The 18614-nt window shown below is 49.0% G+C and carries 12 protein-coding genes and 1 tRNA gene; 6 read left to right on the forward strand and 7 right to left on the reverse strand.

Features of this window, described 5'->3' with window-relative positions; all coding sequences use genetic code 11:
* Nucleotides 1–47 precede the first annotated feature (47 nt).
* Nucleotides 48–1559, reverse strand: a complete 1512-nt coding sequence (gene pepA / locus OGY72_RS18430; protein ID WP_286548683.1) for a leucyl aminopeptidase — start codon at nt 1557–1559, stop codon at nt 48–50.
* A gap of 153 nt (nt 1560–1712) precedes the next feature.
* Between pepA and OGY72_RS18435 the strand changes: the two genes are divergently transcribed.
* The 3 genes from OGY72_RS18435 to lptG all read left to right on the forward strand — a co-directional run bounded on the left by OGY72_RS18435 (nt 1713) and on the right by lptG (nt 4008).
* The gene (locus tag OGY72_RS18435; protein WP_212723231.1) at nt 1713–1763 is read left to right on the forward strand and encodes a hypothetical protein; all 51 of its coding nucleotides are present in this window, start codon (nt 1713–1715) and stop codon (nt 1761–1763) included.
* A gap of 62 nt (nt 1764–1825) precedes the next feature.
* Entirely contained in the window at nt 1826–2926 is a 1101-nt protein-coding gene (gene lptF / locus OGY72_RS18440) for an LPS export ABC transporter permease LptF (RefSeq protein ID WP_003830254.1), read from the forward strand.
* A complete protein-coding gene (lptG, locus tag OGY72_RS18445; RefSeq protein ID WP_003025875.1) occupies nt 2926–4008 on the forward strand; it encodes an LPS export ABC transporter permease LptG in 1083 nt (360 codons plus the stop codon). The genes lptF and lptG overlap by 1 nt, the downstream gene beginning before the upstream one ends.
* A 102-nt stretch (nt 4009–4110) precedes the next feature.
* On the opposite strand, the gene OGY72_RS18450 is transcribed toward lptG, so the two are convergent.
* Both OGY72_RS18450 and ahr read right to left on the reverse strand, forming a co-directional pair.
* Complete coding sequence (locus OGY72_RS18450; protein ID WP_286548685.1) at nt 4111–5613, reverse strand: helicase HerA-like C-terminal domain-containing protein; 1503 nt, start codon at nt 5611–5613, stop codon at nt 4111–4113.
* A 147-nt stretch (nt 5614–5760) separates the two neighbouring features.
* Nucleotides 5761–6780, reverse strand: a complete 1020-nt coding sequence (gene ahr / locus OGY72_RS18455; protein WP_048236253.1) for an NADPH-dependent aldehyde reductase Ahr — start codon at nt 6778–6780, stop codon at nt 5761–5763.
* A gap of 230 nt (nt 6781–7010) precedes the next feature.
* Here ahr and OGY72_RS18460 point away from each other — a divergent pair.
* The 3 genes from OGY72_RS18460 (at nt 7011) to OGY72_RS18470 (ending at nt 10715) form a co-directional block, all read left to right on the forward strand.
* Nucleotides 7011–7095: transfer RNA gene (locus OGY72_RS18460), tRNA-Leu, on the forward strand.
* Nucleotides 7096–7293: 198 nt separating this feature from the next.
* Entirely contained in the window at nt 7294–8550 is a 1257-nt protein-coding gene (locus OGY72_RS18465) for a tyrosine-type recombinase/integrase (protein WP_219976634.1), read from the forward strand.
* Nucleotides 8551–8711: 161 nt separating this feature from the next.
* Nucleotides 8712–10715 carry an ATP-binding protein gene (locus OGY72_RS18470; RefSeq protein ID WP_219976635.1) on the forward strand — a complete coding sequence of 668 codons (2004 nt, stop codon included), beginning with the start codon at nt 8712–8714 and terminating at the stop codon, nt 10713–10715.
* A gap of 420 nt (nt 10716–11135) precedes the next feature.
* On the opposite strand, the gene OGY72_RS18475 is transcribed toward OGY72_RS18470, so the two are convergent.
* From OGY72_RS18475 to OGY72_RS18490, 4 genes are all read right to left on the reverse strand, one after another.
* Nucleotides 11136–11642: a hypothetical protein gene (locus tag OGY72_RS18475; protein ID WP_219976637.1), complete on the reverse strand. Its 507-nt coding sequence runs from the start codon at nt 11640–11642 to the stop codon at nt 11136–11138.
* Nucleotides 11643–11726: 84 nt separating this feature from the next.
* A complete protein-coding gene (locus OGY72_RS18480) occupies nt 11727–14597 on the reverse strand; it encodes a DEAD/DEAH box helicase (protein ID WP_219976639.1) in 2871 nt (956 codons plus the stop codon).
* Entirely contained in the window at nt 14594–16216 is a 1623-nt protein-coding gene (locus tag OGY72_RS18485; protein ID WP_205926918.1) for a site-specific DNA-methyltransferase, read from the reverse strand. The genes OGY72_RS18480 and OGY72_RS18485 overlap by 4 nt, the downstream gene beginning before the upstream one ends.
* 9 nt (nt 16217–16225) lie before the next feature.
* Entirely contained in the window at nt 16226–18613 is a 2388-nt protein-coding gene (locus OGY72_RS18490) for a S8 family peptidase (protein WP_219976641.1), read from the reverse strand.
* Nucleotide 18614: the final 1 nt, after the last annotated feature.

The raw sequence follows: 18614 nt of genomic DNA on the forward strand, positions 1-18614 counted from the left end.
TAACGTTGTCGGCCGGGTAAGGCGAAGCCGCCACCCGGCGTTTTACATCAATCTTCGCCGTTAAAACCGGCACGATTGAGCAGGAACTGCGACAGCAACGCGACCGGACGACCGGTTGCGCCTTTGGCTTTCCCTGAACGCCATGCGGTACCGGCGATATCCAGGTGCGCCCAGTTGTACTTACGGGTAAAGCGTGACAGGAAGCAGCCCGCGGTAATGGCACCGCCAGGACGTCCGCCGATGTTCGCCATATCCGCAAAGTTGGACTCTAACTGCTCCTGGTATTCATCACCCAGCGGCAAACGCCACGCGCGGTCGCCAGCCTGCTCGGACGCACCGATCAGCTCATGCGCCAGCGGGTTGTGGTTCGACATCAGGCCGGTGATGTGATGGCCCAGCGCAATTACGCACGCGCCGGTCAGGGTCGCAACGTCAATCACTGCTTCTGGCTCAAACCGCTCGACGTAGGTTAACACGTCGCACAGCACCAGACGGCCTTCGGCATCGGTATTGAGCACTTCAACGGTCTGACCAGACATGGTGGTCAGCACATCGCCTGGGCGATATGCGCGGCCACCTGGCATGTTTTCGCAACCCGCCAGTACGCCGACAACGTTGATGGGCAACTGAAGCTCGGCCACCATGCGCATCACGCCATATACCGCAGCCGCGCCGCACATGTCGTATTTCATCTCATCCATGCCTTCGGCTGGTTTGATGGAGATACCGCCGGAGTCAAAGGTTAACCCTTTACCGACCAGCACAATCGGACGCGCGTCTTCGGACGGATTGCCTTTGTACTCGATGACCGACATCAGCGACTCATTCTGCGAGCCGTGACCGACGGCCAGATAAGAGTGCATGCCCAGCTCTTTCATCTGCTGCTCGCCGATCACGCGGGTCACAACATTTTTGCTGTAGCTGTCTGCCAGCTGGCGCGCCTGAGAGGCCAGGTAGGCGGCGTTACAGATGTTCGGCGGCATGTTGCCAAGATCTTTAGCCGCTTTAATGCCGGCGGCGATTGCCAGACCGTGTTGGATCGCACGCTCACCGCTGGTCAGCTCGCGGCGGGTCGGCACATTGAAGACCATTTTACGCAGCGGGCGACGTGGCTCGCTTTTGTTGGTCTTCAGTTGGTCAAAGCTGTACAGCGTTTCCTGTGCCGTCTCAACGGCCTGACGCACTTTCCAGTAGTTATTGCGCCCTTTGACGTGCAGCTCAGTCAGAAAGCAGACGGCTTCCATTGAGCCAGTATCATTCAGCGTATTGATGGTTTTCTGAATGACCTGCTTGTACTGGCGCTCGTCAAGTTCGCGCTCTTTGCCACAACCAATGAGGAGAATTCGCTCAGACAGAACGTTAGGAACATGGTGCAGCAACAGGGTTTGACCCGGTTTGCCTTCCAGTTCGCCGCGACGCAGCAGTGCGCTGATGTACCCGTCGCTGATCTTGTCGAGCTGCTCTGCAATCGGAGAGAGGCGGCGTGGTTCAAAGACACCCACGACGATGCACGCACTCCGCTGTTTCTCCGGGCTACCGCTTTTTACACTGAACTCCATGCACTACGCTCCTGAATCTTAAAGACAACGGCGGTGGCTACGGATAGAATTGCAAGCTTTCGTAACTCATACCCGCTGTTGCGGTGACTTCGTGTTAATCTTAACGTTATTACGGCATTGGCACGTCAGAACAATTTCTGAGAGGTGGATCCGTTGAGTATAATGATCTTAGCGACGATTTCGACGACTCAAGAGAATAAATGACGTTTAAGCCATGAAACAAGCTAAATTCCGGCAAAAGACGGGTTTTTACGGGCGTATTTAAAGTGATAATCATAAGATATCTGGTTCGGGAAACGCTCAAAAGCCAACTTGCGATCCTATTCATCCTGCTTTTGATCTTCTTTTGTCAAAAGTTGGTCAGGATCCTTGGTGCGGCGGTTGACGGTGATATCCCGGCAAATCTGGTGCTCTCGCTGCTGGGGCTGGGCGTGCCAGAAATGGCGCAACTTATCTTGCCCTTAAGCCTGTTCCTCGGGCTGTTGATGACGCTGGGCAAACTGTATACCGAAAGCGAAATTACGGTCATGCACGCCTGCGGGCTGAGCAAGGCAGTGCTCGTGAAAGCGGCGATGGTGCTGGCGCTGTTTACCAGTATTATTGCGGCGGTCAACGTGATGTGGGCTGGACCGTGGTCCTCCAGACATCAGGACGAAGTCCTGGCGGAGGCGAAAGCGAACCCCGGTATGGCGGCGCTTGCTCAGGGGCAATTCCAGCAGGCGACCAACGGCAGTTCGGTGCTGTTTATCGAAAGCGTTGACGGCAGCAACTTCAAAGACGTGTTCCTCGCGCAAATCCGCCCGAAAGGCAACGCTCGTCCTTCGGTGGTGGTAGCGGATTCCGGACATCTTACCCAATTACGCGATGGCTCTCAGGTTGTGACGCTGAACCAGGGCACGCGCTTTGAAGGTACCGCGCTGCTGCGCGATTTCCGCATTACCGACTTCCAGGATTATCAGGCGATTATCGGTCATCAGGCCGTGGCGCTGGATCCAAACGATACCGACCAGATGAACATGCGTACGCTGTGGACGACCGACACCGATCGTGCCCGCGCGGAGCTGACCTGGCGTATCACGTTAGTTTTCACCGTATTTATGATGGCGCTGATGGTCGTACCGCTGAGCGTGGTGAACCCGCGTCAGGGTCGCGTGCTGTCGATGCTGCCAGCAATGCTGCTCTATTTGCTGTTCTTCCTGGTTCAAACGTCGCTGAAGTCGAACGGTGGTAAAGGTAAGCTGGATCCAGTGTTCTGGATGTGGACGGTTAACCTGGCGTATCTGGCGCTGGCGATTGTGCTTAACCTCTGGGATACGGTGCCGATGCGCCGCTTGCGTGCCCGTTTTATGCGTAAAGGAGCGGTATAATGCAGCCTTTTGGTGTACTTGACCGCTATATCGGTAAAACCATTTTCACCACCATCATGATGACGCTGTTCATGCTGGTGTCGCTCTCCGGGATCATCAAGTTCGTTGACCAGCTGAAAAAAGCCGGGCAGGGGAGCTACGATGCGATGGGCGCCGGGCTGTATACCCTGCTCAGTGCGCCGAAAGATATCCAGATCTTCTTCCCGATGGCGGCGCTGCTGGGGGCATTGCTGGGATTGGGCATGCTGGCCCAGCGTAGTGAACTGGTGGTGATGCAGGCTTCTGGCTTTACCCGTATGCAGGTGGCGTTGTCGGTGATGAAAACCGCGATTCCGCTGGTGCTGCTCACGATGGCTATCGGCGAATGGGTCGCGCCACAAGGTGAACAGATGGCGCGTAACTACCGTGCGCAGCAGATGTACGGCGGCTCGCTGCTCTCTACTCAGCAGGGTTTGTGGGCGAAAGACGGTGACAGCTTTGTCTACATCGAGCGAGTGAAAGGCGAGGCCGAGCTGGGCGGGATTAGCATCTACTCGTTTAACGACAAGCGCCGTCTGCAGTCCGTTCGCTATGCCGCAAGCGCGACATTTGACCCGGAGCAGAAGGTCTGGCGTTTGTCGCAGGTGGATGAATCCAACCTGACCGATCCGAAGCAAATCACCGGCTCGCAAACGGTGAGCGGCACCTGGAAAACCAACCTGACACCCGACAAGCTCGGCGTTGTGGCGTTGGATCCTGACGCGCTGTCGATTAGCGGTCTGCATAACTACGTGAAGTACCTGAAGTCGAGCGGCCAGGATGCCGGACGCTACCAGCTCAATATGTGGAGCAAAGTCTTCCAGCCGCTGTCTGTAGCGGTCATGATGCTGATGGCGCTGTCATTTATCTTTGGTCCGCTGCGTAGCGTCCCGATGGGCGTGCGCGTGGTGACAGGGATTAGCTTTGGCTTTGTGTTCTATGTGCTGGACCAAATCTTTGGCCCGCTGACGCTGGTGTACGGCATTCCGCCGATTATCGGTGCGCTGCTGCCAAGCGCCAGCTTCTTCCTGATAAGCCTGTGGCTGATGCTACGTAAGTCGTAATCACAGTAATCGTAGGCCTGATGGCGTTGTGCTTTTCAGGCCTACTCCGGACCCGTAGGCCGGATAGGGCGTCCACGCCGCCATCCGGCAACGTAACACGGGCTAGCGTTTTCTCCCGCCCATCAAACTCCCCAACATGCCGCGGATTATCTGATTGGTAACCTGCCTCGCTGCGCTTTTCGCCACGCTCTGCACCACGCCATCGCGCTTACCGCCACGCGGTCCGGTGCTGCCAAACAGAATATCCTTCAACCCACCGAGAATACCGCCATCCACATCGACAGCTTTACCGTTGGCGGGGGGCGTATTTTGCTGCTCGGTACTGGCCTGCACGCCTTGCTGCAAACGTTCATAGGCGGACTCGCGGTCGATATCTTCTTCATATTTGCCGTACAGCGAAGAGTGATTAATCAGCCCGTTGCGCTCGTCGTCCGTCACCGGTCCCATCCGTGAGCATGGCGCAATCACCATCGCCCGTTCAACCACAGAAGGGCTGCCTTTGGCGTCCAGAAACGACACCAGCGCCTCACCAGTTCCCAGCTCCTGAATGGCTTTTTCGGTATCAAATGCCGGGTTGGCGCGCATGGTTTGCGCCGCGCTTTTCACCGCTTTCTGGTCTTTCGGGGTAAACGCGCGCAGGGCGTGCTGTACGCGGTTCCCCAACTGGCCGAGCACGTTGTCCGGAATATCCGACGGGTTTTGCGAGACGAACCACACGCCGACCCCTTTCGAGCGGATCAGGCGGATCACCTGTTCGATTTTATCCAGCAGCACCTGCGGAGCATCGTTGAATAGCAGATGCGCTTCATCGAAGAAGAACACCAGTTTGGGCTTCTCCAGATCGCCCGCTTCCGGCAGCTGTTCATACAGTTCGGAGAGCATCCACAGCAGGCTGGCAGCGTACAGTTTGGGCATCTGATAGAGCTTCTCGGCGCTGAGGATATTAATCATCCCTTTGCCGCTGGCGTCGGTACGCATCCAGTCTTTGATGTCCAGCATCGGTTCGCCAAAGAAGTGTGCCGCGCCCTGTTGATCCAGCGACAGCAGCCCGCGCTGGATAGCCCCGACCGAGGCGCTACTGATATTGCCGTACTGATTCTGGAAGGATTTAGCGTTATCGCCAATGTATTGGGTGATAGCCCGCAGGTCTTTGAAATCGAGCAGCAGCAATCCCTGGTCATCGGCAATACGGAAGATAATATCCAGCACACCGGACTGCACGTCGTTGAGGTTCAGCAGACGGGCCAGCAGAAGCGGACCGAGGTCAGATACCGTGGCTCTCACGGGATGACCTTTTTCGCCGAAGATATCCCACACCGTGACCGGATTAGCATGCGGTTGCCAGTCGGTAATGCCGATATTTTTCAGGCGGGCGAGCAGCTTTTCAGAGGCTTGTCCTTCCTCGGCAGCGCCGGTTAAGTCACCTTTCACATCGGCCATAAATACCGGCACGCCAATCTCGGACAGCGATTCGGCCAGCTTCTGTAGCGTGACGGTTTTACCGGTCCCGGTCGCGCCGGTAATCAGCCCGTGGCGGTTGGCCATGCCTGGCAGTAAAAACAGTTCGGTGTCCGGCGTGCGGGCAATTAGCAGGGGTGCGCTCATTGAGATTTCCTCCATTTATCCTGCCTGGAGTATAGGCAACCGTGACGCACTCTTCACCGCTAAATTGCGGAGATTGTGAGGAGAATTTAACCTGTCTGGAATAGCGGGGAGAATAGCCGGGAAGCTTACGCCACCCGGCAAAGACGATCAGAAGTCTGCTTTAAGTACTACGCGATAGCGGGCTTTGCCGTCACGTACATGTTGGATTGCTTCGTTAATTTGCGACATCGGGTACAGTTCGGTGGTGGGCGACACCTTGCTGCGCCCGGCAAACTTCATCAGTTTGCGCAGTTCGAACGGCGTACCTGTTGCCGAACCGGAGATGCTGCGATCGCCGGCTATTAAGGTGAACGCCGGAACCGGCAGCGGCTTCAGCACTGCACCGACGGTATGGAAGTTACCGCCGTAGGCCAGCGCTTCAAAATAGGGCTGCCAGTCGAGATCGACGTTAACCGTGTTAATAATGAGATCGAACTGGCCCGCCAGCGCTTTTAGCGCATCCGGATCGCGGCTGTTGACGACTTTATCCGCCCCCATTGCCAGCACTTCCTGCTCTTTCGCCGGATTGGAGCTGAACGCGGTCACTTCGCAACCCATCGCATGTAACAGCTTAATGGCGATATGCCCCAGGCCGCCGATGCCGATCACCCCGACGCGGCTGGTGGCGGTGATATGGTGCATCAGCAGTGGTTTGAACACCGTGATGCCGCCGCACAGTAATGGGCCAGCGGCCGCAAGATCGATACTCTCCGGCAACGGGATCACCCACTGCCAGTCGGCCCGCAGCTTCTCGGCAAAGCCGCCGCGATTGAGTATCGTGGGGACAGACCCTTCAAGGCAGTTGATCTGATTACCGCTGATACAGGCATCGCAATGCCCGCAGCTGCGCGCCGTCCAGCCAACGCCGACGCGCTGACCAACTTTCAGGCCCTTATCCTGCGCCGCGCTGCCGAGCGCCGCCACGCGACCAATCACCTCATGCCCGGCAACCAGAGGATACTGAGAGAATCCCCATTCGTTGTCGATCATCGACAAATCAGAATGGCAGATACCGCAGTAATCGACCTGGACTTCTACATCTTCCGGCTTAAGCTCGCCAGCATCATATTCATAGAGTTCGAGTTCGCTGCCCGCCGCTTTTGCAGCGTAGCTTTTTATCATCGACATCGTGTTTCCCTCAGTATGGTGTTGAACTGGAAGTGTAGAGCATGGGGAAACGGGACGCTTCGCAGAAGGGGGGATTAAGGCGGTTATTGCGTGGGCTAAACCGTGATGTTGATTGCAGGTACGAAAGGTAATGCTGAAATTTTCAACACTTAGCGAGCCAGACACACGCTGGCGCTTGCATGGTGGCGCATGACAGGTATAATCCACAACGTTTTCCGCATCCCTTCCGTGCCGGAGTGGCGAAATCGGTAGACGCAGTTGATTCAAAATCAACCGTAGAAATACGTGCCGGTTCGAGTCCGGCCTTCGGCACCATCGGAACATCAATAGACGTCAACGGACGTCTTTTTTTGTGCCTGAAATCCAGTATCCGCAAGGCTTTCCTCGCTTTTTCACTCAACCTAAGTCAACCTGATTCAATCTACATCAACTTACTGATGCGGGTACAACTGCGGGTATATCGCGGTTCGATAATGTTTGTACCCACACAGAACCCTTGAAAGGATACTCATTATGGCTCTGAGTGATGTGAAGGTTCGTTCGGCAAAGCCTGAAGCAAAAGCCTATAAGCTGACTGATGGCGACGGCATGGTTTTGCTGGTTCACCCTAACGGCTCCAAATACTGGCGGCTACGTTATCGCTTCGGTGGCAAAGAGAAGATGCTGGCGCTGGGGAAATACCCTGAAGTGTCATTGGCGGATGCCCGGGCACGCCGGGATGAGGCCCGTAAGCTATTAGCTAACGGCGTCGACCCTAGTGAGAATAAGAAAGCTGTTAAGGTAGAACAAGAGCAGGAAGCGATAACGTTTGAAGTGGTTGCCCGAGAATGGCATGCCAGCAATCAGAAGTGGTCCGCATCGCATAGTGCTCGTGTATTGAAAAGTCTTGAGGATAATCTCTTTGCTGCTATCGGCAAACGCAATATTGCTGACCTGAAGACACGAGATCTGCTTGTGCCCATTAAGGCTGTGGAATCATCCGGACGACTCGAAGTCGCCGCCCGCTTACAACAGCGAACTACCGCGATTATGCGCTTTGCTGTTCAGAGCGGCTTAATCGACTATAACCCCGCGCAAGAGATTGCCGGTGCGGTTGCTACGGCAAAAAGACAGCACCGTGCTGCGCTGGAACTGAACCGCATTCCTGAATTGCTTCACCGCATCGATCACTATTCCGGAAGACCATTAACCCGACTTGCTGTCGAACTTACCTTGTTAGTTTTTATCCGCTCAAGCGAGCTGCGTTTTGCCCGCTGGTCAGAAGTCGATTTTGAAACGGCTATGTGGACGATTCCTGGTGAGCGTGAACCGCTGGACGGTGTTAAACATTCACAGCGTGGTTCAAAGATGCGGACACCTCATCTTGTTCCTTTGTCGCGTCAGGCCTTAGCTATTCTGGAAAAGATCAAAAGCATGAATGGGAACCGAGAGCTGATCTTCGTTGGCGATCACGATCTGCGTAAGCCGATGAGCGAGAATACGGTGAACAAGGCTCTGAGAGTGATGGGTTATGATACAAAAACGGAAGTATGTGGGCATGGTTTCAGGACAATGGCTTGTAGCTCACTGATTGAATCGGGCTTGTGGTCGAGAGATGCTGTAGAGAGGCAAATGAGCCATCAGGAACGCAGCTCTGTAAGGGCGGCTTACATCCATAAGGCGGAGCATCTGGGAGAGCGTAGGTTGATGTTGCAGTGGTGGGCGGATTATCTGGATGCGAATCGGGAGAAGGGGGTTAGTCCGTTTGATTTTGGGAAAAAGAATGGATAAGAGAGCTGGGGTTCGCGGCGGAGTCAGTGGGAATAAAAATCTAAGGTAGTGACCAAATTTATTTGGCTTTTACAGACCATGAAAGGTTTCAGATTGTTTCGGAATTGTTGGAATAACTCGGGTTTTTTATTAATGATATTTAATTATTATTGAGGAAAAAAATGGCACGTGAATTGATTCAACAAGAGCTTGCTGAACTTGCAGTGCAATTCGAGCGAGCATCTGCTGGGCTTTTATCAGTAACAAACCAGCTATCTACTTTTGAATTTGAAAAGGGACTATATGGAGTTTTGTTTATAAAGCCAAACAAGCGGCTCTCAAAAATATTCTCAACTGATCGCGAGGTGATCGTGTTGATCACTAATTTTCAAGATCAGCAACAGCGTACGATACAAGCACTAAAGACCCAAATTGCTGAGTCGCAAGGGAGGGTGGAAGGAGCACTTGCAATCGTAGTGCATGCCGATCTGGATGGGAATAGAAAGCTCAAAAACTGGGGGAGAGAACAGAGCTTAGCCATTCTTCCTATTTCCGCCCGAGATGTGATTAGTGACCCTGCAATGTTTGAGCGAGATCTTCTGCAAGACTTTTTCTCAAATGACCCCTTTGATGTTACAGGCCCTGTATCTGATGATGCTAGGTTCTTCGGGCGACGTACTGAGGCTTTGGATATTGCGCGACAACTGAGAAATGGACAGATTCGATCATCGTTAGGAATTCGAAAGATTGGTAAAACCTCTATCTTAAACAGGATTCTTCATGAAGCTAGGGTGCATCAAGATTGTGTATCTATCATGATTGACTGTTCTAAGGACGATATATGGGAGCAAAATGCGGCTCAGCTGCTGAGCTCTATATCGGATTCTGTTACGACAGCGTCTTCGTGTAGTCCGAAATATGCCGAAGTAGTTCGTACTCGAAACTTGAAGATAACGCTTACTGATGCCAGAGCCTCCTTGCTCAAAGTTATTCAAAATACCGATGGAACGGTAATAATGTTCTTTGACGAGGTCGACTACATTACACCAGGTAGCCCAACAGCCAAAGCAGCGTGGACCGCTGATTTCAATCCTTTTTGGCGAAATCTTCGTGCAGTCGTGCAGGAATGTGCACGACTCGATAAAAAACTGTCTCTATTCGTGTGTGGAGTATCGAGTAAATGGTTTAAGGAAGAGTCAATTGGGGGCGTAGAAAATGCTGTTTTAGCATTCATTCCGGACGAATATCTGTCGCCACTTGCCCCTAATGCCAGTGCTGCAATGATTAGGGCTACATCCAAAGTTACAGGGTTGACATTTGATGATGCTACAGCTGAATGGATTGGTAATGCATGCGGAAACATGCCGTATTGGACTCGCAAGGCGTGCTCGTACATTCATCGGCATATTGATATTAGGGATAGACCGTGCTCTGTACAGAAAGAAACTGCGCAGCGATTGGTAAGAGATTTTGTTGAAGTTGAGGGAGCTGCAATTGCAGAAGTAGCTCTAAATCATCTTTTTAGAGTACATCCTGAGGTCTATATTCCAGCCAAACAGGTATTGGAGGGGCAGATTTGTAGTAAGTCAGATATTCTAACGTCTACATTGTTGAGATATGGTGTGTTGCAAGAGAAACTTGGAAAAATTCAACTTGGTAGCATCATGATCGAAGAAGGTTTGAAGTTATACGAGAAAAAGAAAGCGGTCTTGTCAGTACCTACTGTTGAAGCAACTCAGGAGAGTGCTCAGAATCTATTGTTTACCCTGGATGAGTGGGCTGATGAGTTAGCGCTTATTAATGCTAGCCGAAATAAGCTAGAAAAAAGATTGCGCGGGCTCTCGCTGAATTTTATAAAATTTTCTTGCCTCCAAGATAAGTCAAAAGGAGCCCCTTCAGCTCGTATACAAAAATGTATTGAAAGACATCGTGTTGATAAGCTAAAGCATCTTCCGGCTGATGACTTGATTGAGAAACTTCTTTGGTCAGAGCTCATACGATTAATAGAAAAAGAATGGGATCTTTTTTCTTCTATTTTTAATGATCTTCGCTTATTAAAAGAGCATGCGGAATTAGTAAACGATCGTCCTGATACTCATGCGAAAGATGCTGATGGAGCAGATATAGCCCACTATAGAAGATCGCTTCGTTGGCTTGAAGATGCTGTTCAGCGTGCAAGTGCTTAATAATTCTTTTTATCAGTAGGATTTACATCAGTACCGGTTCTGAGCTGAAGTGGGCCTTAACCGGTCAATGCCTGACACGAAGAAACTTTATTCCCAACCGAATTCCATAGTTGTAAAATTTTTTTCTTAGTTTTTGTTGCCCACTTCAAGTGCATTTGGGCTAAGAAAAATTTAAGCCAGATGTAATCTGACAGATACTTGTATAAATAACCGGTAACTGTCAGCTCAGGTCTAAGCTATTACATGTGATTCAATTTGTTGTAGCGTTGCTGATAATGGAAGGTAGTGTGATGCATCGCCTTTATTTGCCAAAGGTGCAGCTATTGGAAGATATAATTATCATTGATGTCCTTTATAGGATAATCAGAAATCCTGAAGCGCCTTTTGACAAAAAATACAGATTTGGTAGGGATGGAATAGTTATTCTGGTAGAACGAAATACAATAAACTAAAAAATACACCAATGATAAAAAAATGACGAAAAAGAGAATGTCTTACCAATTCGTCCAGACACGTTCCACTCCATGAACCATTTCCCCAGCCTAATTGAAATAATGTAGCCCATGAAATAAAAGTAATACCTAATGCACTGACACTATTTTTCCATGATAGATGGGATGCTATGTTTAATGTTCCCGTATAAAAACCAATGCCTGCGATTAAAATAATAATGCTAAAAATATAAACTGTTGTCTTGAATAACAAAGTTCGTAATTCTTTTAGCCTCTGGGGATGAGAGTAGGTATGATTTTTTGGATCAAGACTGTAATCTCCTTGTTCGAGCTTCCGTTGATACTCTTCTTTCTCAAGCTCAAATGCCATCGAGTTTTCGGCTGCGGATAATAAAAATCGTTTGGTGTTAGTGATTAAATACCACATGCCTTTATAAACATTCTGCTTTTTAGGGAACTCATTTCCTAGATTCATTTTTTATCTTTTTTTATGTTAAACCATCCTTAGGCGGCATTATATTGTCTAAGGATGGTTCTCGTCATTATTCCAAAATAGCCATTATACAGATAAACTATTAGTCATCATAAAATCAGCCATTAGTCCAGAAATTGACCGACTTAACTCAATTTCATCATGGGGGATAAGAGCATATTGCCACGATTTCCCATTAAGTTTTTCAGCATTTTGATTTGCAAATTCGCACCAACGGATAGCCGCTCGCGTTTTGGCCTGAACTTCTGGCGCGTCGATTTCTGTCGCTTTTTTCGGTTCAATCAGGCAATAGCTATTGTCCATTTCGACAACAAAATCAGGTTCATAGTTCTTGCCATTAGCATATTCGATGCGAAACTGACCTGGACGAGGTTTCATCCAACGAATTACTGAAGGATCATTCTCCAGTATTTGTGCAAGACGAAGCTCCCCATCTACAGAGTCGAATTTCTGGTAAGGATAACAGCATTTAGTAAAGCCAGTGAAAATCATCTGGCGGACTTTATTTTTTTCTCCACCCCGAATAGCTACACGGAAGTCTCTTGGTTTTTCGTTTCCGGCAAAATTGAATGTTGCCGGGTGTATCACGTCAAAGCCCTGAGTTATGCGCCCGGTATAGCCAGTTGGTGTTGTCCACATATTTTGTTTGATTTGCACCCATATAAATTCTGCCAACTGCCTACCTGCATTTTTCAGAACGGATTCTGCATCTTCCTCCGGCTGATAACTGCACAAATGGTTCACCATCTGTCCGGCCAGTTTGTAAAGCATGTCGGCATGTTCGTCGTAATCAATTTCATCATGGTCGAGCAGATAACGAATGAGATAGTTTTCTAGCCGCTCTTCCGCTTCTCCACCTTCCTGCCAACTGATTGTCCGCTGTTCGTTATTTTCCAGATGCGTGAGTAAGAGCTCTTTACTGCCGGGTTTGAGCGCAATGCGATCCAATCCGGAAAGGTTGAAATCATTAAACCCGTAATTGACTTCACGTTCTGGCAAAACCACGATTCTAGGAATATCGATAGTATATTCCATCAGTTTTTCGGTGATCGTCCCGACCAACGCCTGAACTTCCGTATCCTCCATTGAAAGAAAACTTGGCTGTTCAACTTGCTCTTCAATCATTTCCGTCAAATCGAGTTGATCCGAAGACGATGAGATTTGATGTTGAGTGACTTCCCATTCACGCAAGGCTTGTTGTACCCGTCGAGTTACGTTTGCTTTCACCTCTGGCGTGCTGAGTTGCTGACTGCTGGTTAACCGTTTAGCTTCTTCTGATACCACTTTGAACGTAAGTTCGGCAACTTTACGTTCTGTTTCCGTATTGATTACCGGTTTTGATATGGAGTTTGTCTGATATATTGCTTGAGGTTCACAAGCCTGCAACCCATCATTATCAATGACTTGATTTCCCAACAGGAATTCAGCCATTGATGGTACGATAATTTGCTGGGGTTTTACTTCTGGTATACCGTTTTCATCATCATCCAGCCCGATATACAGAACCTTCTTGATAATCGAGTCATCGTTATTGGCACGATCGATAATCTCCTGAAAACGGTCATGGGCAATAATCGTCAGGCGATCGACGGCTTCGACGCCGGTTCTTTTGCCGTAGGGAAGGCGCAGTCCTCGGCCTATGGTCTGCTCAGTCAGGATTTCAGAGGCAGAAGCACGTAATGGAACGATAGTGTACAGATTTGTAACGTCCCATCCCTCTTTTAACTTATTGACATGAATGACGATTTCAGTGTCTTTGTCATGCTCAACGGCCAAAAGGCGCTGCATAGTTTCTTCTGATTCTTCACCCGTTTGGTTAGAGTGAACGGTTATTACTTTGCCTTTGTAAGCGCCATTGAAAAAATCGTCGTGTTCAATGCGTACTTTTAGTCTGTCTGCATGATCGGTATCCTGCGCAACGACTAGCATAAAAGGTTTGACCAGTTTGTTACCGGTGTTGTTGGCGAAGCTGGTTAGTTCCGTTTTCACATATTCATGATGGTGGATTCCATCTTCCAGCTTTATTTTTTCCAACTGCTCTTCAGAGTAATTGGCAGCACGGAAGTCTTTGCGCGTGGCAACCGCTGGAATTTTGACGTATCCGTCTTTTAGTGCACGTGAAAGGGGATAGTGATAAATAATATTATTAAAATCACGTGGGTTTGCGCCCACGGTTTTCGGCGTGGCAGTTAATTCAATCCCCAACACTGGATTCAGATCGTTAAGTGCCTGTGCACCCGCGCTGGCATAGTAACGATGGGCTTCATCCATCAAAATAACTAAATCGGGCAGGTTTGCAAGATAGCTAAAATAGGATTCTCCGACGTATTCCTGAATACGTCGAATTTTAGCGACCTTGGATTTAGCAGCACCTTTGGCATTTTCCAGTGCATTGATTTTGGAAATATTGAAGATATTAATGTGCGGGGCGGTTTCGCTGCCAAAAAGATCTCCCGTTTTGCTCTCAGCAATCGCGTAGTCCAGACGAACCCCTCGTCCTTCCTGATAATCATCACCAGTAATTAGTACCGGCGGTGTTTGTGCCAGTTCAGGAATGCCCTGAAAAACATACTTTGGCGAGCCGGGTAAAAAGTCCATCTTAAGTTTTTCATAAATGGTCAAGTTAGGAGCTAGTACGAAGAAGTGACGACTGCGTCCTGTTAAGTATAACCAGGCAATCATCGCTCCCATTAAGCGAGTTTTACCTACTCCCGTAGCCAGTGCAAAGCAGAGTGAAGGAAAGGCACGTTCAAACCCTTTTACTGTGGGATACTGTTGATGTAGCAATTCAATCCAGCGATTAAGATCGGGATCTTTACTGAGTTCCAGCTGTTCCAACACGTCACATAAAATACGTAAGGATTCTTCCTGCGGATCACGCAATGAAAGTCGAGCACTAATTCGATTGGCAATTTTAACGGAGTTAATCTGGCTCATAATTGTTCTTCGTCTTCGCTGTCTTCAACATAGTCAATATCGTCAGGCTGCTCTGAATCAGAGAGTACGTTTAGCGTGAAGCTGTAGTCATCCTGATCCCATTCGCATTTGCTTAGAATAGCGCGCGGAATTTTTACTAGAGTGAGATTGGGAAAATCTACACCTTCGGTCATAAATGCTTTGCAGCAGATCAGCAATGTACGTTCGGATCCCAACTCTTCACTCAAAACTTTAAGTTGATCGTAAGCTAAAGAGCCGGTCGTGACGTAAATGTAGTCTGTTTCGGTGCTGTAACCATGATTCCAGTATTGAGTAGGGCTAGGTGAATAGGTGAAGTTCATATGTTTACACATAGCTTCAGCCAGCATTTCTGCATTATATTCCTTATTAATCACCCAATTACCCCAGTTGTCTTTTTTCAGTAAGGAAGGGGCTAGATGAAAATAGCGAAAACCGCCACCACCTTGCCAGTTAACAGATTTCGAAATCCCCCCCTGATCTTCACCATCAATCACTTTTTTCAGGCGTGGCACTATATGAGTCTGACAATGCTCTCCTAACTCAACCATGATCCAGCGGCGTCCCATTTTGTGTGCTACTGCACCAGTCGTACCTGAGCCTGCAAAAGAATCTAAAACAATGTCCCCTCTATTTGAGGCAATATGAATTATTCTCTCCAGCAACTTTTCTGGTTTAGGCGTAGAGAATGGCGATTTTGGGTTTAGTTTCTGTACTTCTCGCTTTGCATCTTGATTATGCCCAACCTCTTGCCACGTCCAAACAGATTGAGGATTGGTTGTATCATCTACTGTTGATAGATGTCTTTTGAATGCTGGCGTAGAATTTTTCCCATCTTTTCCCCACCAAATTAAGTCTTCTGCTATATGTCGTTTATGAGTATCTTCATTGTAACGCCAGACAGCAGTTTCAGACGGCCAAATTATCTCTTTAGTGTTAGGCTGAATAATTGGGTAATATAAATTTGGGCGTTCCGAAGCACTTTTATTGCACTTGTAATTATCTGCTCTCCATAATCCGCGGGGATCATTATCTGGATTTTTGTAAGATTTATTTGACTCGATATTTCTAGGCAGTCGATTAGGAGTCCATTCTTTTTTGTTTTTTGCATAAATTAAAATATGGTCATGATCTTCACTAAGTTTTTTCGCGTCATTGGATGGAGCGTATTTTTTTTGCCAGATTGAGTTAGAAATAAAATTATTTCTTCCAAAAATTTCATCACAAATCACTTTTAGATAATGACACTCATTATCATCGATTGTTATCCAAATAGAACCGTCATCACTAAGTAAGATTCGTAATAACTCTAAGCGATCTCTTATCATAGACAGCCACATTGAATGCTCTAGGCCATCATCATAATGTTCAAAGGCACTACCTGTGTTATACGGGGGATCGATAAATATGCACTTGACTTTCCCTGCATACTTTTGTTCCAGCGCCTTCAGAGCCAACAGGTTATCACCATGAACTAGCAGATTCTCATTATCCGCATCGCCGTAAGACAACTCTTTGTCTTCAAGCAGAATACGCGGCTCCAGACGAGGGCGCTTATGCTTACCAATCCAGTTAAGTTCTAGTTTTTGCTTCGTTGTCATAATCTATTTTTATCCAATACGTGCTCGCGCGCGTTCCTGTTCACGGATCTGCGCCTGAATTTGTGTATAAAGCTGTGCCTGTTCGTTATCGCGATCGGTCGCGGTCACTACCAGTGCGTAAGGCTCCTGCTCGCTGCTGAATGCTTCGCCCCAATCTCTATCCTGACGGGTTACAACGATAAACCATTTTTCATTCGGGTTACGCTGACGAAAAGTCCATACTGATGATTGTACCGTACCGCGTTCCCGCTGTTGAGCAGATACAACCCGGTTAGTTTGGGCATCATCGGAGCGGGTTTCCGTTTCACTCTGGGTCTGGTGATTAAAACTGGCCTGCACCTCATCCAGCGAGCGACCATTAACCAGCCGGAAGCTGATCCGCGTGGCGGTATAGTCCAGTCGAGTGGTACGCACAGCGGGCGAGTAAGCCAGTGTCACGCGGATTTCACGAGTTGATCGCTGCGATCTTAAAAAAGAAGCCGGGAAGGGCAGTTCAAAAAACTGATGGGCGTTATTTTCTATCTGCTCTTCACATCGCATGACCACCACATATTCTGAAGAGCGGTATAAAGCATCTTCATCGATGATGCCGTAACCCGTTACCTCACGTTCTATCTCGCGGTTTCTCGTTGTAGGTGCTTTTTTATAACTTTCTCGCATCGCCTGCGGGAAAGCCTGCGTCATCGCCTGAGGGACAGATGCATGATTAACCAACATTGCCCGTAACATACTGGCGGACATATCCGGGTATTCGTTTAACAGGCGTCCTGCCAGATGCGTAATATACGGTGCGGCGAAGCTGGTACCGCTGAGCTCCTTAAACAAGGTAGCGCCCTGAAACTGGTGATGGCAACTTAATACACCCAAACCACGCATATGCGCCTGCCATTGCCCTTGCCGCACATTGGAAGCGACACTGCCACCGTGTGCCATAACGTCGGGTTTAAACGCCCCTTTTATTGATGGACCATGTCGGGTAAAAGGTGAAGGTTGATTTTCTGTTGCCGGGCAGAGATGCTGAATATCCTCAGGTCTTCGTTGTGCATCGTGCGTTGCGTTATGCCTAGCGATGCTGCCCACTGTCAGTACATTGAGTGCAGGAGCTGGATCGATGATAACGCTTGCCTCATGCAACAGGTAATCAGGATACTCATCCCGCCAGCTGCTTTGTGGTACCGGAGGCTCGTCACTACCAGCGAAGTTTCCTGCAGAAACGACAAAAAGTACATTGTACTGCCTTGACAACGTATCTAATAAATACGCTATACCGCGGATATGTTTGCCGTCGTAGGGAGCATTAGCATTTCCCAATGACAGGTTGAAAATGCGGCAGCCGAGATCGGTAAAATATGCAACAGCAGCTGCAAGCGTAGCTTCAATAGTTTCGGCATTAAATTCAGCCTGCTCGTTCAGTACTTTTCCATTATAAAGCCATAGTTGAGGCTGCCAGAAATTGCTCTGGTTACAAGCCTCAACATCACCATACAACGCAATACTGGCAACGGCAGTGCCATGCCCCTGTTCATCAAACGCATCTTGATCGGGAATAAAGCTGGCGCTTTCAGCAATGGCAGCGCTTAACAAAGGATGGTTGGTATTAATACCACTATCCAGAATACATATCCTGGTCGCATTTTCCGCTGGCGAGCTCAGGCGAGCTGGAAGTGTATTGATGTCCCGGTTAATTTGTTGATAGCTAATGCCACTAGACGGTGGCAAATCAATAAACCTAACGTCCCGATGAGCTAATAGGTGTTCCGCTTGCGCGAGTGAAACCTCGACCCGGTACATTAACAGGCTGTCCAGATTGACTTTATCCTGCCTGGAAATATCCTGCTCCTGTAACCAGTGCTCAAAACGTGTATACAGATCGATACGTTTGGGATGATGCGCAACTTCGATAGGCCAGAGCTCCACATCCAGTTTAAAGCGTTCCGCTACAGGAAAACCATAACGCCGAAGAGCCCAGCTTTTGCGATCTTCCGCCGACCAGCCCTCAATACCGTCAAGCGCCTCCAGGATCTGTTTGTAGGTTAGTTCTGTATTACCTAGACCGAGGGATGACAGATGTTCTGCAAATGTAGCCAGCCCTTGCTCGTCACTAAAGACTACACAAACTTGTTTATTTTCCTGACTAACAAACTCTACGCCATGATGTATCAATGCCGAAAAGTTCATCGTGCCGCTGTAGTTCAGCTTGAGTATATATCGACCATCAGCGGCGCTGCCTGGTACCTGCGTCAACATCGGGCGCAGAGTTTGGAGCTGGTTCAATAACATTTGCCCATGCTGACGTAAATCGCCTCTGCGAATACGAGGCATATTGACTCTGCGGGTCCGTCGGTCATTCTGAAGAGGGGCTTTGGAAATATTTAGATGCTGATAATTCGCCGTCATG

The sequence above is a fragment of the Citrobacter sp. Cpo221 genome (assembly GCF_030332345.1).
GTDB lineage: Bacteria > Pseudomonadota > Gammaproteobacteria > Enterobacterales > Enterobacteriaceae > Citrobacter > Citrobacter portucalensis.